This window comes from Bacillus sp. SRB3LM, assembly GCF_015712745.1.
Classification (GTDB): domain Bacteria; phylum Bacillota; class Bacilli; order Bacillales; family Bacillaceae_G; genus Bacillus_A; species Bacillus_A thuringiensis_K.
Genome location: NZ_VWVQ01000017.1, coordinates 323,990 through 339,463 on the forward strand (window position 1 = coordinate 323,990; position 15,474 = coordinate 339,463).

Here is a 15,474-nt window from a genome sequence, read left to right on the forward strand (position 1 = left end):
ATACAATTACAGCAAAAAGAGGAACAACGTATGTTATTCCCCTTTCCCTTTTTGTTTTAGAACGTCATGCGCTTCTGTAACAACTTGCTCTATAGAAATTGGAGAATGATTTTCGCCATTCTCACGTTCACCATGCCATTTCAGATGAATTAAAAATTCAATATTACCATCCCCACCCGTAATTGGTGAGAATGTTAAACCTTCCACATCATAGCCTTCTTTTAAAGCAAAATCGACAATCATTTCTACAACAGCTTCATGTACTTTTCTATCACGAACGATACCTTTTTTCCCAACTTGCTCTCTTCCAGCTTCAAACTGCGGTTTAATTAACGCTGCTACATCTCCGTTAGGCATAAGCATTGTTTTTAAAACTGGCAGTATAAGCTTTAATGATATAAATGAAACATCAATACTTGCAAATTGCGGTAAACCACGTTCTAAATCTGCTGGTGTCACGTAACGGAAGTTTGTTCGTTCCATTACAACAACACGCTCATCTTGACGTAATTTCCACGCTAGTTGATTGTATCCTACATCTAATGCATAAGATAATTTCGCTCCATTTTGAAGCGCGCAATCTGTAAAGCCACCAGTTGATGAACCAATATCTATCATAACTTTATCTTGTAAATCAAGATGAAATGTCTCTAATGCCTTTTCAAGTTTATAACCACCACGACTTACATACGGCATAACTTGTCCTTTCACCGTAATCTCAGTATCTTGCGAGATTTTCTCTCCTGGCTTATCAAGTCTCATCTCATTTGCATATACGAGTCCGGCCATAATGGCGCGCTTTGCCTTCTCACGCGTTTCTATAAGTCCTCGCTCTACTAATAGTACATCTACTCTTTCTTTTTTTACGCTCATTTGTTACGCCCTTTTTTGTTTTGATGGAATCATTGTATGAATACGGTCTACAACAGCATCTGTCGTTAAACCAATTTCTTCTAATAATTTTGTTACACTTCCGTGCTCTATGAAGCGGTCTGGAATACCCATTCGTTCAACTAATGCACTATGGTAACCATTTTCAGATGCAAATTCAACTACTCCTGTTCCAAAACCACCAATTAAACAAGCTTCTTCAATCGTTAAAATCGGTATATTCTTTCCTAGAAGATCATGTAAATATGCTTCATCCATTGGTTTAATAAAGCGAGCATTCACTACTTTCACTGAAACCCCAGCTTTTTCAAGACGCTCAGCTGCTTCCATTGCCATTGGTATTGTCGTACCAAACGTTAAAATAGCTGCTTGTGTACCCTCTTTTAACGTCTCCCACGTACCGATTGGAATCGCCTTTAATTCTTCATCCATATGAACGCCAAGTCCATTACCGCGCGCATAACGCAATGCGATTGGTCCATCTTCATATTGCATCGCCGTATAAACTAAATGTTGCCCTTCATTTTCATCTTTCGGCATCATAAGCACCATATTCGGCAAGTGACGTAAGAATGAGATATCAAATACGCCTTGATGCGTTTCACCATCTGCTCCTACTAATCCCGAGCGATCTATTCCGATGAAAACATTTAAATTTTGGCGGCATATATCATGAACAACTTGGTCATATGCTCTTTGTAAAAATGTCGAATAAATTGCTAAGAATGGCTTCATTCCTTGCGTTGCCATACCTGCTGCCATTGTTGTAGCATGCTGTTCTGCAATACCTACATCAATCATACGATCTGGGAATTCTTTTTGGAATTTCTCAAGTTTTGATCCAACAGGCATTGCAGGTGTAATTGCTACGATACGCTCATCTGCTCTCGCTAGCTTAAGTACTGTTTCACTAACGACAGCACTCCATGCTGGTGCAACTTCTTTCGGCTTAACGAAGTCACCTGATTCAATTTTATAAGGTCCTGTTCCATGCCAAGTACCGATAACGTCACTCTCAGCCGGTTTATAACCTTTTCCTTTTTTCGTAATAACGTGAACGAGTACTGGGCCTTTTGTTTTCTTTGCATATTGCAACGTTTCGAATAACTTTTCATAATCATGCCCATCGACTGGACCTAAATATGTAAAGCCTAACTCTTCGAAAAAGACACCAGATACTAGTAAATATTTAAGACTATCTTTTATTTTCTCTGCTGTCGCAGCCACTTTCCCGCCAACTGCTGGAATTTTCTTTAATATATACTCTAATTCATCTTTTACCCAGTGATATTTTCCTGCAGTACGTAAACGACCGAGTACATTATGAAGCGCACCAACGTTTGGTGCAATTGACATTTCATTATCATTCAAAATAACAATCATGTCTGTTTTTTCATGTCCAATATGGTTCAATGCCTCTAAAGCCATTCCGCCTGTTAAAGCACCATCTCCAATAATTGGTATAACATATTCTTTCGTTTTCTTTAAATCACGTGCCAGAGCCATTCCCATTGCAGCCGATAACGAAGTCGAGCTATGACCAGTTTCCCATACATCGTGCTCACTCTCGCAACGTTTCGGGAAGCCACATAGACCTTGATATTGCCTTAATGTACCAAACTCTTTCGCGCGTCCAGTTAAAATTTTATGTACATAGGATTGATGTCCTACATCCCATAAAAATTTATCTTGCGGGCTATCAAATAATTTATGCAGAGCAATTGTGAGTTCTACTACACCTAAATTAGGTGCAATATGTCCACCTGTTTGAGAGAGCTCTTCAATTAAAAACTTACGAATATCCTCACTCAATCCCTCTAGTTCACTGATAGACATATCTTTCAAAAAACTAGGGTTTTGAATTTGCGTTAGATCCACATGGATCACTCACTTTCATTTCATAATCTGTCAACATGTCAAATATTATAAAAAAACATTTACACAAAACAAGAAATTCTCTTTTCTATTTTTCGTCTTGTCCCGCTATTAACCAGTCTATTGCGCCCTAATCCTATTATAAACCATATTTCTTTAGGCGATGAAAAAAATAGCCGCTAACACGAAGTGATAACGGCAATGTAATCTACATATATTTTTGCCAATAACAAGAAAAGAAAAACCTTTTCCTACATTTATATCATAAAATGATGAATGACTCAACAAATGAAAACGCTGTTATATTAGTTATTACGTTTTGCAATCAAATCACAAATAGATAGTAAATATTCATCTTGTAATTGCAAGGAGCTAATCGCACCTTTTGCTTCTGCAATTGTTTCTTCTAAAATATCCTTTGCTCTATCTATAGTAAACAACGTCGTATATGTGCTCTTTTCGTTAGAAAGATCGCTACCAATCGGTTTTCCAATCTCTTCTTCAGTTCCTTCGACATCTAAAATATCATCTCGAATTTGGAAAGCTAGACCGATATATTTAGCAAAAGTAAGCAACTTTTCTTCTTGCTCTTCTGTCGCATCAGAAAGTATCGCACCCGCAAGTACAGCAAATTCAAGCAGTTTTCCGGTCTTATGTTTATGGATGTACTCCAATTCATCAATCGTAAGGCGTTTCCCTTCCGCTTCCATATCTGCCACTTGTCCGCCAACCATTCCTTCTGGTCCTGCTGCTTTTGCAAGTTCAAGTACAAGTCTTACTTTTTTTTCAGCAGAAATTTCTTTTTGCTCATATGCCATAATAACTTGAAAAGCATACGTCAATAAGCCATCTCCTGCTAAAACTGCCATCGCTTCACCAAATACTTTGTGATTTGTGGGCTTTCCTCTTCTTAAATCATCATCATCCATACAAGGTAAATCATCATGAACTAACGAATATGTATGAATCATTTCAAGAGCACAAGCTGCACCTACTCCAAGATTTCTTTCTTTCCCAAACGCTTGTAATGTTGCAAACAAAAGTAACGGGCGGAGACGTTTTCCACCCGCTTCCAAAGAATATGCCATTGCTTCACGAAGTACATTTGGACATTGTAATTCATTTGCATAGCTTACAAGTTTTTCTTCTACGAAAGTTTTACTTTCTTTCAAAAAAGTATCAAAAGCAATCGTCACTATGCTTCATCTCCTAAAGCAGTAAACGGTTCAAGCTCTCCATCTTCCCCAAGAATAACTGCCATTTGTTCTTGTACATTCTTCAGCTTCTCATCACAAAGCTTAGATAATTCCATACCTTCTTTAAAATAAGAAATCGCTTCTTCTAAAGGTACGTCACCTTGTTCTAGCTTAGAAACAAGATGCTCAAGTTGCGAAATTGCCTCTTCAAAGCTTAATTTATTTTCCATTATTCAATTCACGCTCCTCTATGCCTGATACGCTACAATCTAGTATTCCATCTTGTAATTGAACTGAAACAGCATCTCCAAGGCTTACATCTTTCACACTTTTTAACACTTGCTTCTCTTCATCATATACAAGCCCGTACCCTCTCATCATTACTTTAAGCGGACTTAACGCTTCAAGTTTTTGAGCAGCTCTTACAAAGGCAAATTCTTTCGTTTGAAGTAACGTTTGCATTTCACGTTGTAATTGCTTTTGCAACGTTTCAACAGCTACCTTTGTTTGCATAATTTTTTGAGATGGGTGGTGCTTCTCTAAATAAAATGAAAGTTGCTTTAACTGATTCACCTTTTTATCAATATAGCGCTCTTTCGCTAAAACAAGCTGTTCTAGCGCTCTATCTAATTGCTCTTCCTTTTGCTCATATACTTGTCTTGGATAACGGAACGCATACGATTTTTGCAACACTTGTAGTTTTTCTTCTTTTTTATGTACTAACTCTCTCATCGCTCTTTGCAATCTCAGAGTTCTTTGTAATACCTTTTCTTGTAACTCTATAATGTTAGGTGCTGCCAGCTCAGCTGCTGCAGTCGGTGTTGGCGCGCGTAAATCTGCAACAAAATCTGCGATTGTAAAATCCGTTTCATGGCCTACTGCCGAAATAATAGGAATTTCACTCTTAAAGATTGCTCTTGCAACCATTTCCTCATTGAAAGCCCATAATTCCTCAATAGAACCTCCACCACGGCCAACGATTAGTACATCTATCTCTCCCATTTCATTCGCTGTACGAATCGCTTGTACAATCGAGGGAGCCGCTGACTCCCCTTGTACAAGTACCGGAAATACAATAACATTCCCAATTGGATAACGACGTTTAATCGTTGTTATAATATCACGAATCGCTGCTCCTGTTGGCGACGTAATCACACCTATTGTTTTAGCGTAAGGAGGAATTGCTTTTTTATAAACTTGAGAAAAAAGTCCTTCTTCTTCTAAACGAACTTTTAACTGTTCGTACGCTAAATGTAAATTTCCGACTCCGTCAGGCTGCATGTCTTGAATATAAATTTGATAAGAACCACTCGCCTCGTAAACAGAGATTTTCCCTTTCACGAGTACCTTCATCCCATTTTCAGGTTTGAATTTAATATTACGATTATGACCCGCAAACATAACCGCTGCGATTCTTGCATTTTCATCTTTCAATGTAAAATACATGTGGCCACGGCTATGATTTTTAAAGTTGGAAATTTCACCTTTTAACCAAACAGACTGCAAATGCGGATCATATTCTATTTTTGTTTTTATATAGCGTGTTAACGCTGTAACGGTTAAATATTGCTTCTCCATTTCTCTCTCCTCATAGCCGATTCAAATTATTTACAAACGACACCTGCACGTTTGGCAGATTCAACAGTATTATGAAGAAGCATTGTGATTGTCATTGGACCAACACCCTTTGGTACAGGTGTAATGTAACCCGCAACATCTAACACGTTGTCAAAGTCAACATCACCACAAAGTTTTCCTGTTTCTAAACGGTTAACACCAACATCAATTACAACCGCTCCTTCTTTCATATAATCAGCTGTTATCATTTTAGGTCGTCCAACAGCTACGATTAAAATATCAGCTAACTTCGATAACTCTTTCATATTTTGCGTCTTAGAATGACAATATGTGACAGTTGCATTTTCATTTAAAAACAATTGCCCCACTGGTTTACCGACAATATTACTTCTTCCAATTACTACTACATGTTTCCCAGAAATATCAAGATTTGTTTCTTTTACTAATTCTACAATACCATGCGGTGTACATGGAAGGAATGTATCTTGTCCCGTCATCATGCGTCCCACGCTGATTGGGTGAAATCCGTCTACATCCTTTTCTGGTGAAATTCTTTCAATGATAGCTTTTTCTTCAATATGTTTTGGTAAAGGTAATTGCACTAATATACCATTAATACGGTCATCGCCATTTAAGCGATCGATTTCAGCAAGCAAACGTTCCTCAGTAATTGTTTCAGGAAGTTCAATTAGCTCTGAGTAAATTCCTACTTGTTCACAGCCTTTTTCTTTTCCTTTCACATAAGAACGAGATGCTGGATCTTCTCCAACTAAAATAACTGCTAATCCTGGTACAATACCTTGCTCTTTCAACTTCACAACTTCTTCTGTTAATTGTGCTCGTTTTTTCTCCGCAACTTCATTTCCTTTGATGATTACTGCTACCATTTTAAGATTCCCCCTTAAAGAATTTACAGTGTATCTTTTATATTAGATAAAACGCCGTTAATAAAACGACGAGATTCCTCATCCCCAAATGTTTTTGCAATTTCAATTGCTTCGTTAATTGTTACGTTATGTGGAATTTCTTCCATGTACTTCATTTCATACACAGCTACACGTAAAATACTGCGATCAACAATACTAATACGCTCAAGCTTCCACTTTTTTAAGTTTTGACGAATCGCTTCATCGATTGCTTCTTTATTTTCTACAAAACCTACTACAAGTGACTCTAGAAACTCATTTGTTTCTTCGCCTTCATCTAGCGTGTTTTCCACTGCTACTTTCGGTTCTAATTCACCTGTAATATCCATTTGGTATAATGCTTGCATTGCTCTTTCTCTAGCCGTCCTACGTTTCATTGTAACTCTCCTTTATGCTTCAAGTCTTTCCTTATACTTTGTTATATTATTATAATTTATAAGCCGTCAATTCACTTACTCTTACAGTTTTCATTGATTTTCCAACCTTATAATACAATGATAATAACACAATTTATCGTTTCACACACGGGTTACAAGGCTGAAAAATAATAAAAAGATTAACTTCAAGTTCCATATCTTATCACAATGTACGTTTTTTGGAAAAACGACACATTTTCTTGTTTATTTCTTATTTTTTGAAATAGTATAATAATTAGAGGGTTGTAATTTGTGAAGAAATGAAACGATAAAAAAGATGCCTATGTTACTAGGCACCTTTTCATTCTTACACTGGTTCGATTTCTGTTTTTTGTGTTTCGAATGTTACGCCAACGATGTGAACATTCACTTCTTTTGGCTCAAGTCCTGTCATTGTAAAGAGTGCTTGGCGAATATTGTCTTGAATCTTTTGTGCAACAACTGGAATTGCTACACCAAAATACATTACAACATAAAGGTCAACGATAATATCTTCGTTTGCTAATTCAACCTTTACACCTTTACCATGATTTTTCTTACCTAACTTCTCAACAACATCTGTAGCAAAATTACCGCGCATTGCCGCTACACCTTCTACTTCAGCAGCTGCAATACCTGCAATTACTTCAATTACTTCTGGTGCAATTTCTACTTTACCAAGAGTTGTATCTTGACCCATATCTAACATATGTTCAGCCATGAAAAAAACCTCCTTTAATGTATCACTGCGTCACAAGTTCATGCTCTTCCAAAAACTTCGTATTAAACTCACCTTTTACAAAATCAGGATGATCTAACAATTGCAAATGGAACGGGATTGTTGTATGTACGCCTTCAATGACAAATTCACTAAGTGCGCGCTTCATTTTTGCAATTGCCTCTTCACGTGTTTTTCCGTGAACAATTAATTTAGCAACCATCGAATCATAGAAAGGTGGGATTGAATATCCCGGATATACAGCTGAATCGACGCGAATACCAAATCCTCCTGGTGGTAAGTACATTTCTACTTTACCTGGAGATGGCATAAATTTTTTGGCAGGGTTTTCCGCATTAATTCGACATTCAATTGCCCAACCATTAAATTGTACTTCTTCTTGCTGTAACGATAACTTTTCTCCTGAAGCAACAAGAATTTGCTCTTTAATTAAGTCCATTCCCGTTACCATTTCAGTAACCGGATGCTCAACCTGAATTCTCGTATTCATCTCCATGAAATAAAAGGTTTTCGTTTTATATTCATAAATAAACTCAACCGTACCAGCACCTGTATAATCAACCGCTACCGCCGCTTTAACTGCCGCTTCACCCATCTGCTTGCGAATATCTTCATCAAGTGCAGGTGATGGACTTTCTTCTAATAGTTTTTGCAAACGGCGCTGAATTGTACAATCACGCTCTCCTAAATGAATGGCATTTCCGTGTGTATCTGCCATTATTTGAATCTCAACATGGCGGAAATCTTCAACGTACTTTTCTAAGTATACACCAGGGTTCCCAAAAGCGGTACTAGCTTCTTGCTGTGTAATTTGAATTCCTTTTATAAGCTCTTCTTCATGGCGTGCAACACGAATACCTTTTCCGCCGCCACCTGCAGTCGCTTTAATAATAACTGGATATCCAATTTGATTAGCAAGCTCGATCGCTTCTTCGGTATTTTTAATAATCCCTTGTGAACCTGGTACAATCGGAACCCCTGCTTCTTTCATTGTATCACGAGCAACGTCTTTTGTGCCCATCTTTGAAATAGCTTCTGGACTTGGACCGATAAAAATCAAGTTACATTCACGGCATAACTCTGCGAAATCTGCATTCTCTGCTAAAAATCCGTATCCCGGATGAATAGCATCGCAGCCTGTTAACTTCGCAACGCTAATAATGTTTGTCAAATTTAAATAGCTTTCTTTCGAAATCGTTGGTCCTACACAATACGCCTCGTCTGCAATCTGTACGTGAAGTGACTCTTTATCTGCTTCTGAATAAATTGCAACTGTTTCAATATCCATTTCTTTACAAGCACGAATAATTCGTACAGCAATTTCCCCACGATTGGCTATTAATACTTTTTTTATCATCACAAAGACTCCCTTATTACGCTTTTACAAGAAATAGCGGTTGTCCATACTCAACAAGCTGTCCGTTATTAACAAGAATTTCAACAATTTCGCCCTCTACATCAGCATCAATTTCGTTAAATAACTTCATAGCCTCGACAATACATACGATAGAATCTTTCGATACTCTATCCCCAACACTTACATATGGAGGTGTATCAGGCGAAGAAGAAGAATAGAATGTACCTACCATCGGTGATGTGATTTTATGTAGGTTTTCATTTTGAACAGCCTTCTTCTCTTCTTGTTTTGGTGCTTCTGCTTGCGCTGCTGCTACTTTCGTTTCAACTTCAACAGGCGCTACTGGTTGCATAGCTTGTTTTGCTGCAGGTGCTTGCACAGCAACAACTTCATTACCACGCTTTTTCATTTTGATTGTTGTACCGTCTTTTTTGTATTCAAATTCATCAATATTAGAGCTATCAATTAATTTAATTAATTCGCGAACTTCTTGAATTTTAAACATGTAAAATCCACTCCCATACTCTTGTTTGTCCCGTTTTTACAGATTCTCGTCACGAAAACTAGATTGACTGTAAAAATACGATGTATTCTATTAGAAAATATATTTCATTAACTAATAGAAATATTTACTATTTCCATCTTACGATAAATTTTTTAAACATTCCAATTTATATTTCTTTATAATAAATCGAAACTCCTGTAAAAATATTATTCCAACAAAAATTTAATACCTAGTAATAATACCAAGTTTCACATGAAATTGGCAAGACCACTTCTTAAAAAACATTCACTACTTTTTCAAAACGTTACACAGCAAACATGCCATTCCCTCTCCACTCTTCACCACATCTATAGTCAATAATATATTTTTACCAAATATTATTTTTTTGTTTACACGCCGTTCATCATTCCTTCATATAAGAATAGTATGTTCAAGGTGTAGAAAATATATTGTGTCGAGGTGTGGAAATATATTGTGTCGAGGTGTGGAAATATGATATGGCTCATTCTCTTTTTACCTGCCGTAATCGTTTGGGCATGCGTTCTTTTCATCCACGTCAAATCCGGAAAAAGTAATCATCAGTACCATGAACCATTAATCTTTTACTCACAACGTGTTTCTCCATTCCGAGTTGAACATAATAAAAATAAATACAAAGACGAAATAGAAAAAAGCTATCGAAAATGATAGCTTTTTTCTATTCACACGCTTACTTACATACTCTATTTTACTATTTGCATACCTTTTGCTTAGTAAAAGATAATAATCCGCAGGGAAATCCCTACGGATTAAAGTTTCACTTATTTCGGTGGTGGATCAAATTTCACACCTACATCTTTTGATCCACCTTCACTTCTTACAAGTTGAATAATTTTATTTGCTTCTTTCTGTGAATGTTTTGCCGCTTTAACCGTTACTCTAATATCAGTACCATCAGCTCTTACAAGAGCATCTGGATATCCTCCTTGAGATTTAATTACTGTCTCAAGTAATTCTTGCTTCGTTTCCATTGTAGTGATTGCATCAAAGTTATCTTTCGCTTTACTCTTTTCTGTCGCTGAAGATTTCGAAGAATTCATCACTTCTTGTAATTTTGCTTTCTCTTCACTACGCTGATCTTCCATTTGCATACGTAAAGCTGTGAAATTCTCATCACTTGATTGAACTGATACATTACCCTCTTTTTTACTTGTTTCTTTTTTGTCTGTTTCTTTATTTGTTGTTTCCTTGCTTGTATTTTCTTTTTTCGGAGTTTCTTTAGGCGCTTCGTTTGTTACCGCTTTATCAGTACCTTGTTTTTCTTGTCCAATCTTTTCACCTGTTGCTGGCGATGCTGTATTCATTTTGTCAGGAGTTGTCACGTAATACACAGATAGTACAACAACTAAACTTAACATCGTTAATAGCCAAACTGTTTGTTTTTTTAACACTTTATTTCCTCCCTATCAATTTTTCGGTGAAACTGAAACGCGATGGGCCGGTACATCTAGCAGCCTTATCACAGCTTCTTTTACCATTGCTTTAACTTGTATATTATCCACTCCCTTTGCTACGACAAGAACACCACGTACTTTCGGCTTCTCTGTTCGTAAAACAACAGGAGTTTCTTTATCCCCTTCACGTATAATGACAGTCTTTTCATCAAGAGACTCGTCCTCTACTTCTCTCTTACCGCCTGTTTTATCTGTTTCACCTGTTGTTTGTGAGCGTTTCACTGTATTTTTTTCTAAAATTTTTTCTTCAGATGAATCTAAATTCACTTTAATCGTTACGTCTTTTACTCCTGCTATTTCTTCTAAAGCAGTTTTTAATTCTTGTTCATACGCTTTTTCATATTTTTCTACATTTGACATACTATCATTACTTTTTTGTCCGAAAGTTGGTACGTCTTTTTCTTGGTTTTGAGTTTTTTGTTCTTTAAATACAGGTACTTCTTCTTTTTTACTTGAAAAGAGACTACTAGAAAACATAAGCAAAATTCCAAGTATGAGTAGGACAAGTAAAAACTTAGGTGTTACCTTTTTACCCTTCTCGTTGCTTTCTTTTTGATTCCCATTCAATAAGTTTCGAAAAAATGAGAACTTCGAATTTTTATCTTTATTGTCCATTTACTCTACCTGTCCTCCCTTCCATTTGAACTTGGATTTGTTTACTCTCTAGTTGCCACCTGCTTGAAAAGAAATCTTTCATTTCTCCATTCGTTTCTTCCACTTTTTTTGGAGGCTCTTTCGTGTTAATTTCAATTGGCTTTACTGTTTCAATTGCATCATTTTTACTACGTTCTTTTTCTTTCAACGTCACAACAACAGATTGAATATCTTTCGCTGACTTTACTTCTTCTGTATTTTCTGCTGCGACTATTTGTATTTCGGAGACAGTCATACCATACTTTTTCTCAAACTCTTTTCCTACTTCTTTTTTCATTTTGGTAGCCATCTCTTCTAAACTATATGCACGTGTTAGAGCTTGTATTTCTTTTTTCTTCGAATCTATTGAATTTTTTACAGATCCTTCTGCTACGTACTTTTCTTCATTAAAATTTGCAATTACTTCATTTATATCTGTCTGCAATAGTTTAAAAAGAGGCGTTAAAATTAATACGACTAACAAAAGACTTACAACGAATTTAACGTATTTTTGCAAATTCGAATTTGGAAGAATAAGATGAAGCATTGTTGCTAAGAGCAAAAAAACGATAATATTTCTGATCCACTCTGTAACAAATTGCATACTCTTCACCTCCTATCGCATCATAAGTGTAATATTCCCCGCAGCAATAATAATTGTAATACTTAAAAAGAACATAAATGATACGATAGCTAAGCAAGCAAATACGTAAATGATGCTTCGTCCAATAATGTCTAAACATTGAATAATTGCTCCGCCGCCAACCGGTTGCAATACTGCTGCTGCAAATTTATAAATAAATGCAATACAGAAAATTTGAATCGCAGGAAAAGCAACAATTAAGCATAAAATGACGAGCCCAATAATTCCGACTGTGTTTTTCAATAATCCTGATGCGCTAATAACAGTATCTGCCGCTTCGGTAAACATCCTTCCAACTACTGGAATGAAGTTTCCTGTTACAAATTTAGCAGTTTTCACAGCTATTCCATCAGCAACGGCTGTCGCTGTTCCTTGTACAGATAATACTCCTAAAAAAATCGTTAAGAAGATACCGATAATCCCAACGCTAACGTTTTGCAGAAGCTTGGACAATTTCGTAACTTTATATTGATCACTCATTGTACTTACAATACTTAATATCGTTGCCAGTAATAAAAGCGGTAGAACGATATAATTCATAAGAAGCCCGCTTGTATTCATTAAGAAAATGATAATCGGATGAAAGAAAGATACAGATACAACCCCGCCACCAGTCGCTATAAGCGCCAATAAAATTGGCAATAGCGCTAATATGAAATCTACCATTGTTTGTATCGTTTCTCTTGCATATGTCATAACGACATAAAAACTATTCAAAGCAAAAATAATAAGTACCATATATACAACAGCATCAGCAATTTTACTTACACTACTTTTTGAAAAAGCAGATTGTAGTGATTGCAACAATGCACTAAAGATTGTGAGCATAATGAGTGTGCCAAGCAGTTTTCCATTAGCTGCAAGCTCATGAAATAAATATTTTAATAACCCTATCATCCACTCTTTTAGAGAGAATTCTTTTTCTCCCTTTACAAACTCCATAAAACTCCCTTTTTGACTCTCTGGCAAATAGCCTCCATATTTTGTAACAAGCCCGTCCCAAAATTGCTTCACATCTTCAATTCCGAGCTTATCCAATTGTTGATCAACGACGTTTGTTTCTACAGGAGAAGCTTGTACAACAACCGGTAAAGAAAAGAAAAGGAAGCAAGCAAATAGCAGCTTAGCTCCAAACCTCCTCAACATTCACTCCCCCTTATCCTGTCGGTAAAAATCCGAGAATAGTTTCAATTACAACCGTCAAAATAGGAATTGCCATAACGAGAATTAAGATTTTCCCAGCAAGTTCAATTTTCGAAGCGATGGCACCTTGACCAGCATCTTTTGTGATTTGAGCTCCAAACTCAGCAATATAAGCAATTCCAATAATCTTTAGTAACGTTTCCACGTAGACATTACTAACTTTCGCTTCACTCGCTACTCTCTCAATCATTTGTAAAATAGAATGAATTTGATCGATTAAAATAAGAAACATCACACTGCCTACGAACACAATAAATAAAGATGTAATACTAGATTTATGCTGGTTCAAAACAGCAGCTAAAAACGTAGCAACGAGGCCTAATCCGACAATTTGTATAATTTCGATTCGAACCGCCTCCTTTACTGGAAGAGAAAGACACTTTTAATCTTGTCGAATAGCGTATTAATTAAAAATGCAACATGAAATAAAATGACGACAAAACCGACAAGGATAACCCAATTTGCAATATCCTCACGCTTCAATTCTTTTAGTACAGTATGAATGAAAGCTAAAACAATGCCGATTCCGGCGATTTGAAATATTAATCCAACATCAATGGACATCGCCTTTCTCCCCCCTATAGCAGTAAAATTACAATTAGTAGCCCTGCTAGTACCCCTAAGCTCTTGATCATTTTTTCGTATTGCAGTTGTAAAGCTTTTGCTTCCTCTTCTTCTCTCTCCAAATGTGTAATACATAAGCGAATATGTTTTTGTTGTGATTCACGATCATGTTGCCCGAGAGTTTCACCAAATTGCTGCAGTATTTCATACTCGGTTTGTTGAAAAGCCGTCAACTTCCAATTCTCTTTCAAACTATCTATCCAAGCTTCCCTTACTGTTTGTTCTCCACTTTCTAGTTTTTTAGCGAAACTTTGAAATATCCAATTTAATGGCTTTGGCATTTGTTTAACTAATCGCTCGGCAGCCTCAGATAAAGGTGTGTGTCCATACATAATTTCTGCCTCTAATGATTGAAGTGCTGATTTTAATAACCTAAGTTGCCTAGGCCTCTCACTGTATCTTTTAGCGTACGAAAACCCGAAAAAGGTGCTGACCGCAACGATTAACACTGCACCAAATATTTTCACCATACGCCCTCAGCCTTTCTATTTGATAACACTGGTTTTCCATATTTATCTTTCACCTGCATAACCGTTCCTGGACCCCTCGCTTTTGACAACTCCACAAACCTATCAAATATACCAAGCTCTAGCACTGCCTTGAGCGATGGACGTCTCACAACATCCTCATAGGAAAATCCGTGTGCACTTATAAAAAGCTGAACACCTGCATGCACTGCCTCCATAATTGCTTCACTATCTTCTTTACGGCCAATTTCATCTACGATCAAAATATCAGGACTCATAGAACGAATCATCATCATCATTCCTTCTGCCTTTGGACATGCGTCTAACACATCGACTCGGGTACCAAAATCGTATTGCGGGATCCCTTTCACACAGCCAGCAATTTCTGACCGTTCATCAACAATCCCCACTTTACAGGAAGGAATTTCCGAAGCACTTACCCCTTGACTCATGCAACGTGCTACATCTCTTAAAAGTGTCGTTTTTCCTGTTTGGGGAGGGCCAATTACCATCGTGTTTAACCACCTTTTTTCATACAAATATGGCAAAAGCGGTTCAGCAATCCCTATTTTTTGACGAGCAATACGAATATTAAAGGAAGAGACATCACGAATCATTTTCACTGCGCTTTTTTCTGTAATGACTTTTCCTGCTAACCCGATTCTATGCCCCCCGCGAAGCGTCACATACCCACGTTTTAATTCCTCTTCCATCGTATAAATTGAGAATTGACTTAACTTATTCAATAAGTAAATAGCATCCTCTGCAGTAGTAATATAGTCATAAAAAAACACCTTTCCGTGTGCAATACACTCTAGCGGCCTTCCAATTCGAACACGAATTTCCTCTAAAGCATCGTATTGCTTACATTCTTCAATTAAGTACTTCATCGTTTTTGGTAAAACTTCTAATACCTCTTTCATCGGCTTCTCCCCACTATACTCGACTT

19 protein-coding genes are annotated in these 15,474 nt (G+C 36.8%); 1 reads left to right on the forward strand and 18 read right to left on the reverse strand.

Going from position 1 to position 15,474, the window contains the following annotated elements; translation table 11 throughout:
* Window positions 1-33: 33 nt before the first annotated feature.
* From F3I02_RS12660 to accB, 10 genes are all read right to left on the reverse strand, one after another.
* Window positions 34-873 (reverse strand): TlyA family RNA methyltransferase, encoded by an 840-nt coding sequence (locus F3I02_RS12660; RefSeq protein ID WP_000111872.1) that lies wholly within the window; start codon window positions 871-873, stop codon window positions 34-36.
* 3 nt (window positions 874-876) lie between these two features.
* The gene (gene dxs, locus F3I02_RS12665; protein ID WP_000366452.1) at window positions 877-2,769 is read right to left on the reverse strand and encodes a 1-deoxy-D-xylulose-5-phosphate synthase; all 1,893 of its coding nucleotides are present in this window, start codon (window positions 2,767-2,769) and stop codon (window positions 877-879) included.
* 302 nt (window positions 2,770-3,071) lie between these two features.
* Window positions 3,072-3,962, reverse strand: coding sequence for a (2E,6E)-farnesyl diphosphate synthase (gene ispA / locus F3I02_RS12670; RefSeq protein WP_000150373.1), 891 nt, complete (start codon window positions 3,960-3,962; stop codon window positions 3,072-3,074).
* Window positions 3,962-4,192, reverse strand: coding sequence for an exodeoxyribonuclease VII small subunit (xseB, locus tag F3I02_RS12675; protein ID WP_000428423.1), 231 nt, complete (start codon window positions 4,190-4,192; stop codon window positions 3,962-3,964). Before xseB ends, ispA begins: the two co-directional genes overlap by 1 nt.
* Window positions 4,182-5,540: an exodeoxyribonuclease VII large subunit gene (gene xseA / locus F3I02_RS12680; RefSeq protein ID WP_000415249.1), complete on the reverse strand. Its 1,359-nt coding sequence runs from the start codon at window positions 5,538-5,540 to the stop codon at window positions 4,182-4,184. Before xseA ends, xseB begins: the two co-directional genes overlap by 11 nt.
* Before the next feature lie 26 nt (window positions 5,541-5,566).
* Window positions 5,567-6,427, reverse strand: coding sequence for a bifunctional methylenetetrahydrofolate dehydrogenase/methenyltetrahydrofolate cyclohydrolase FolD (gene folD, locus F3I02_RS12685; protein ID WP_000226734.1), 861 nt, complete (start codon window positions 6,425-6,427; stop codon window positions 5,567-5,569).
* Between the two features lie 23 nt (window positions 6,428-6,450).
* Window positions 6,451-6,843, reverse strand: coding sequence for a N utilization substance protein NusB (gene nusB, locus F3I02_RS12690; RefSeq protein ID WP_000830247.1), 393 nt, complete (start codon window positions 6,841-6,843; stop codon window positions 6,451-6,453).
* 346 nt (window positions 6,844-7,189) lie between these two features.
* A complete protein-coding gene (locus F3I02_RS12695; RefSeq protein ID WP_000807630.1) occupies window positions 7,190-7,582 on the reverse strand; it encodes an Asp23/Gls24 family envelope stress response protein in 393 nt (130 codons plus the stop codon).
* A gap of 22 nt (window positions 7,583-7,604) precedes the next feature.
* Window positions 7,605-8,957, reverse strand: a complete 1,353-nt coding sequence (gene accC / locus F3I02_RS12700) for an acetyl-CoA carboxylase biotin carboxylase subunit (RefSeq protein WP_000592870.1) — start codon at window positions 8,955-8,957, stop codon at window positions 7,605-7,607.
* A 16-nt stretch (window positions 8,958-8,973) separates the two neighbouring features.
* Window positions 8,974-9,462 (reverse strand): acetyl-CoA carboxylase biotin carboxyl carrier protein, encoded by a 489-nt coding sequence (accB, locus tag F3I02_RS12705; RefSeq protein ID WP_000472859.1) that lies wholly within the window; start codon window positions 9,460-9,462, stop codon window positions 8,974-8,976.
* Window positions 9,463-9,954: 492 nt separating this feature from the next.
* On the opposite strand from accB, the gene F3I02_RS12710 reads away from it, so the two are divergent.
* Window positions 9,955-10,149, forward strand: coding sequence for a hypothetical protein (locus F3I02_RS12710; protein ID WP_000638001.1), 195 nt, complete (start codon window positions 9,955-9,957; stop codon window positions 10,147-10,149).
* A gap of 113 nt (window positions 10,150-10,262) precedes the next feature.
* On the opposite strand, the gene F3I02_RS12715 is transcribed toward F3I02_RS12710, so the two are convergent.
* From F3I02_RS12715 to spoIIIAA, 8 genes are read right to left on the reverse strand one after another with little or no spacing between them, the layout of a single operon-like run.
* Window positions 10,263-10,892 (reverse strand): SpoIIIAH-like family protein, encoded by a 630-nt coding sequence (locus tag F3I02_RS12715; RefSeq protein ID WP_196478038.1) that lies wholly within the window; start codon window positions 10,890-10,892, stop codon window positions 10,263-10,265.
* A 15-nt stretch (window positions 10,893-10,907) separates the two neighbouring features.
* A complete protein-coding gene (spoIIIAG, locus tag F3I02_RS12720) occupies window positions 10,908-11,570 on the reverse strand; it encodes a stage III sporulation protein AG (protein ID WP_061654470.1) in 663 nt (220 codons plus the stop codon).
* Window positions 11,560-12,192: a stage III sporulation protein AF gene (gene spoIIIAF / locus F3I02_RS12725; protein ID WP_001161027.1), complete on the reverse strand. Its 633-nt coding sequence runs from the start codon at window positions 12,190-12,192 to the stop codon at window positions 11,560-11,562. The genes spoIIIAG and spoIIIAF overlap by 11 nt, the downstream gene beginning before the upstream one ends.
* 12 nt (window positions 12,193-12,204) lie before the next feature.
* A complete protein-coding gene (gene spoIIIAE / locus F3I02_RS12730) occupies window positions 12,205-13,377 on the reverse strand; it encodes a stage III sporulation protein AE (RefSeq protein ID WP_000946110.1) in 1,173 nt (390 codons plus the stop codon).
* A gap of 10 nt (window positions 13,378-13,387) precedes the next feature.
* Window positions 13,388-13,771 carry a stage III sporulation protein AD gene (gene spoIIIAD / locus F3I02_RS12735; protein ID WP_077393170.1) on the reverse strand — a complete coding sequence of 128 codons (384 nt, stop codon included), beginning with the start codon at window positions 13,769-13,771 and terminating at the stop codon, window positions 13,388-13,390.
* Window positions 13,772-13,794: 23 nt separating this feature from the next.
* Entirely contained in the window at window positions 13,795-13,998 is a 204-nt protein-coding gene (spoIIIAC, locus tag F3I02_RS12740; RefSeq protein ID WP_000020914.1) for a stage III sporulation protein AC, read from the reverse strand.
* Between the two features lie 14 nt (window positions 13,999-14,012).
* Window positions 14,013-14,528, reverse strand: coding sequence for a stage III sporulation protein SpoIIIAB (gene spoIIIAB / locus F3I02_RS12745; protein ID WP_000238702.1), 516 nt, complete (start codon window positions 14,526-14,528; stop codon window positions 14,013-14,015).
* On the reverse strand, window positions 14,522-15,448 hold the full coding sequence (spoIIIAA, locus tag F3I02_RS12750) for a stage III sporulation protein AA (RefSeq protein WP_000665905.1): 927 nt from the start codon (window positions 15,446-15,448) through the stop codon (window positions 14,522-14,524). The genes spoIIIAB and spoIIIAA overlap by 7 nt, the downstream gene beginning before the upstream one ends.
* Between the last annotated feature and the right edge of the window lie 26 nt (window positions 15,449-15,474).

What these genes read in the sequence shown, in the direction of transcription:
- F3I02_RS12660 (WP_000111872.1), bottom strand. Translation starts at nt 873, where the DNA reads ATGAGCGTAAAAAAAGAAAGAGTAGATGTACTATTAGTAGAGCGAGGA.
- xseB (WP_000428423.1), bottom strand. Translation starts at nt 4,192, where the DNA reads ATGGAAAATAAATTAAGCTTTGAAGAGGCAATTTCGCAACTTGAGCAT.
- xseA (WP_000415249.1), bottom strand. Translation starts at nt 5,540, where the DNA reads ATGGAGAAGCAATATTTAACCGTTACAGCGTTAACACGCTATATAAAA.
- folD (WP_000226734.1), bottom strand. Translation starts at nt 6,427, where the DNA reads ATGGTAGCAGTAATCATCAAAGGAAATGAAGTTGCGGAGAAAAAACGA.
- nusB (WP_000830247.1), bottom strand. Translation starts at nt 6,843, where the DNA reads ATGAAACGTAGGACGGCTAGAGAAAGAGCAATGCAAGCATTATACCAA.
- F3I02_RS12695 (WP_000807630.1), bottom strand. Translation starts at nt 7,582, where the DNA reads ATGGCTGAACATATGTTAGATATGGGTCAAGATACAACTCTTGGTAAA.
- accC (WP_000592870.1), bottom strand. Translation starts at nt 8,957, where the DNA reads ATGATAAAAAAAGTATTAATAGCCAATCGTGGGGAAATTGCTGTACGA.
- accB (WP_000472859.1), bottom strand. Translation starts at nt 9,462, where the DNA reads ATGTTTAAAATTCAAGAAGTTCGCGAATTAATTAAATTAATTGATAGC.
- F3I02_RS12710 (WP_000638001.1), top strand. Translation starts at nt 9,955, where the DNA reads ATGATATGGCTCATTCTCTTTTTACCTGCCGTAATCGTTTGGGCATGC.
- spoIIIAG (WP_061654470.1), bottom strand. Translation starts at nt 11,570, where the DNA reads ATGGACAATAAAGATAAAAATTCGAAGTTCTCATTTTTTCGAAACTTA.
- spoIIIAF (WP_001161027.1), bottom strand. Translation starts at nt 12,192, where the DNA reads ATGCAATTTGTTACAGAGTGGATCAGAAATATTATCGTTTTTTTGCTC.
- spoIIIAE (WP_000946110.1), bottom strand. Translation starts at nt 13,377, where the DNA reads ATGTTGAGGAGGTTTGGAGCTAAGCTGCTATTTGCTTGCTTCCTTTTC.
- spoIIIAC (WP_000020914.1), bottom strand. Translation starts at nt 13,998, where the DNA reads ATGTCCATTGATGTTGGATTAATATTTCAAATCGCCGGAATCGGCATT.
- spoIIIAB (WP_000238702.1), bottom strand. Translation starts at nt 14,528, where the DNA reads ATGGTGAAAATATTTGGTGCAGTGTTAATCGTTGCGGTCAGCACCTTT.
- spoIIIAA (WP_000665905.1), bottom strand. Translation starts at nt 15,448, where the DNA reads ATGAAAGAGGTATTAGAAGTTTTACCAAAAACGATGAAGTACTTAATT.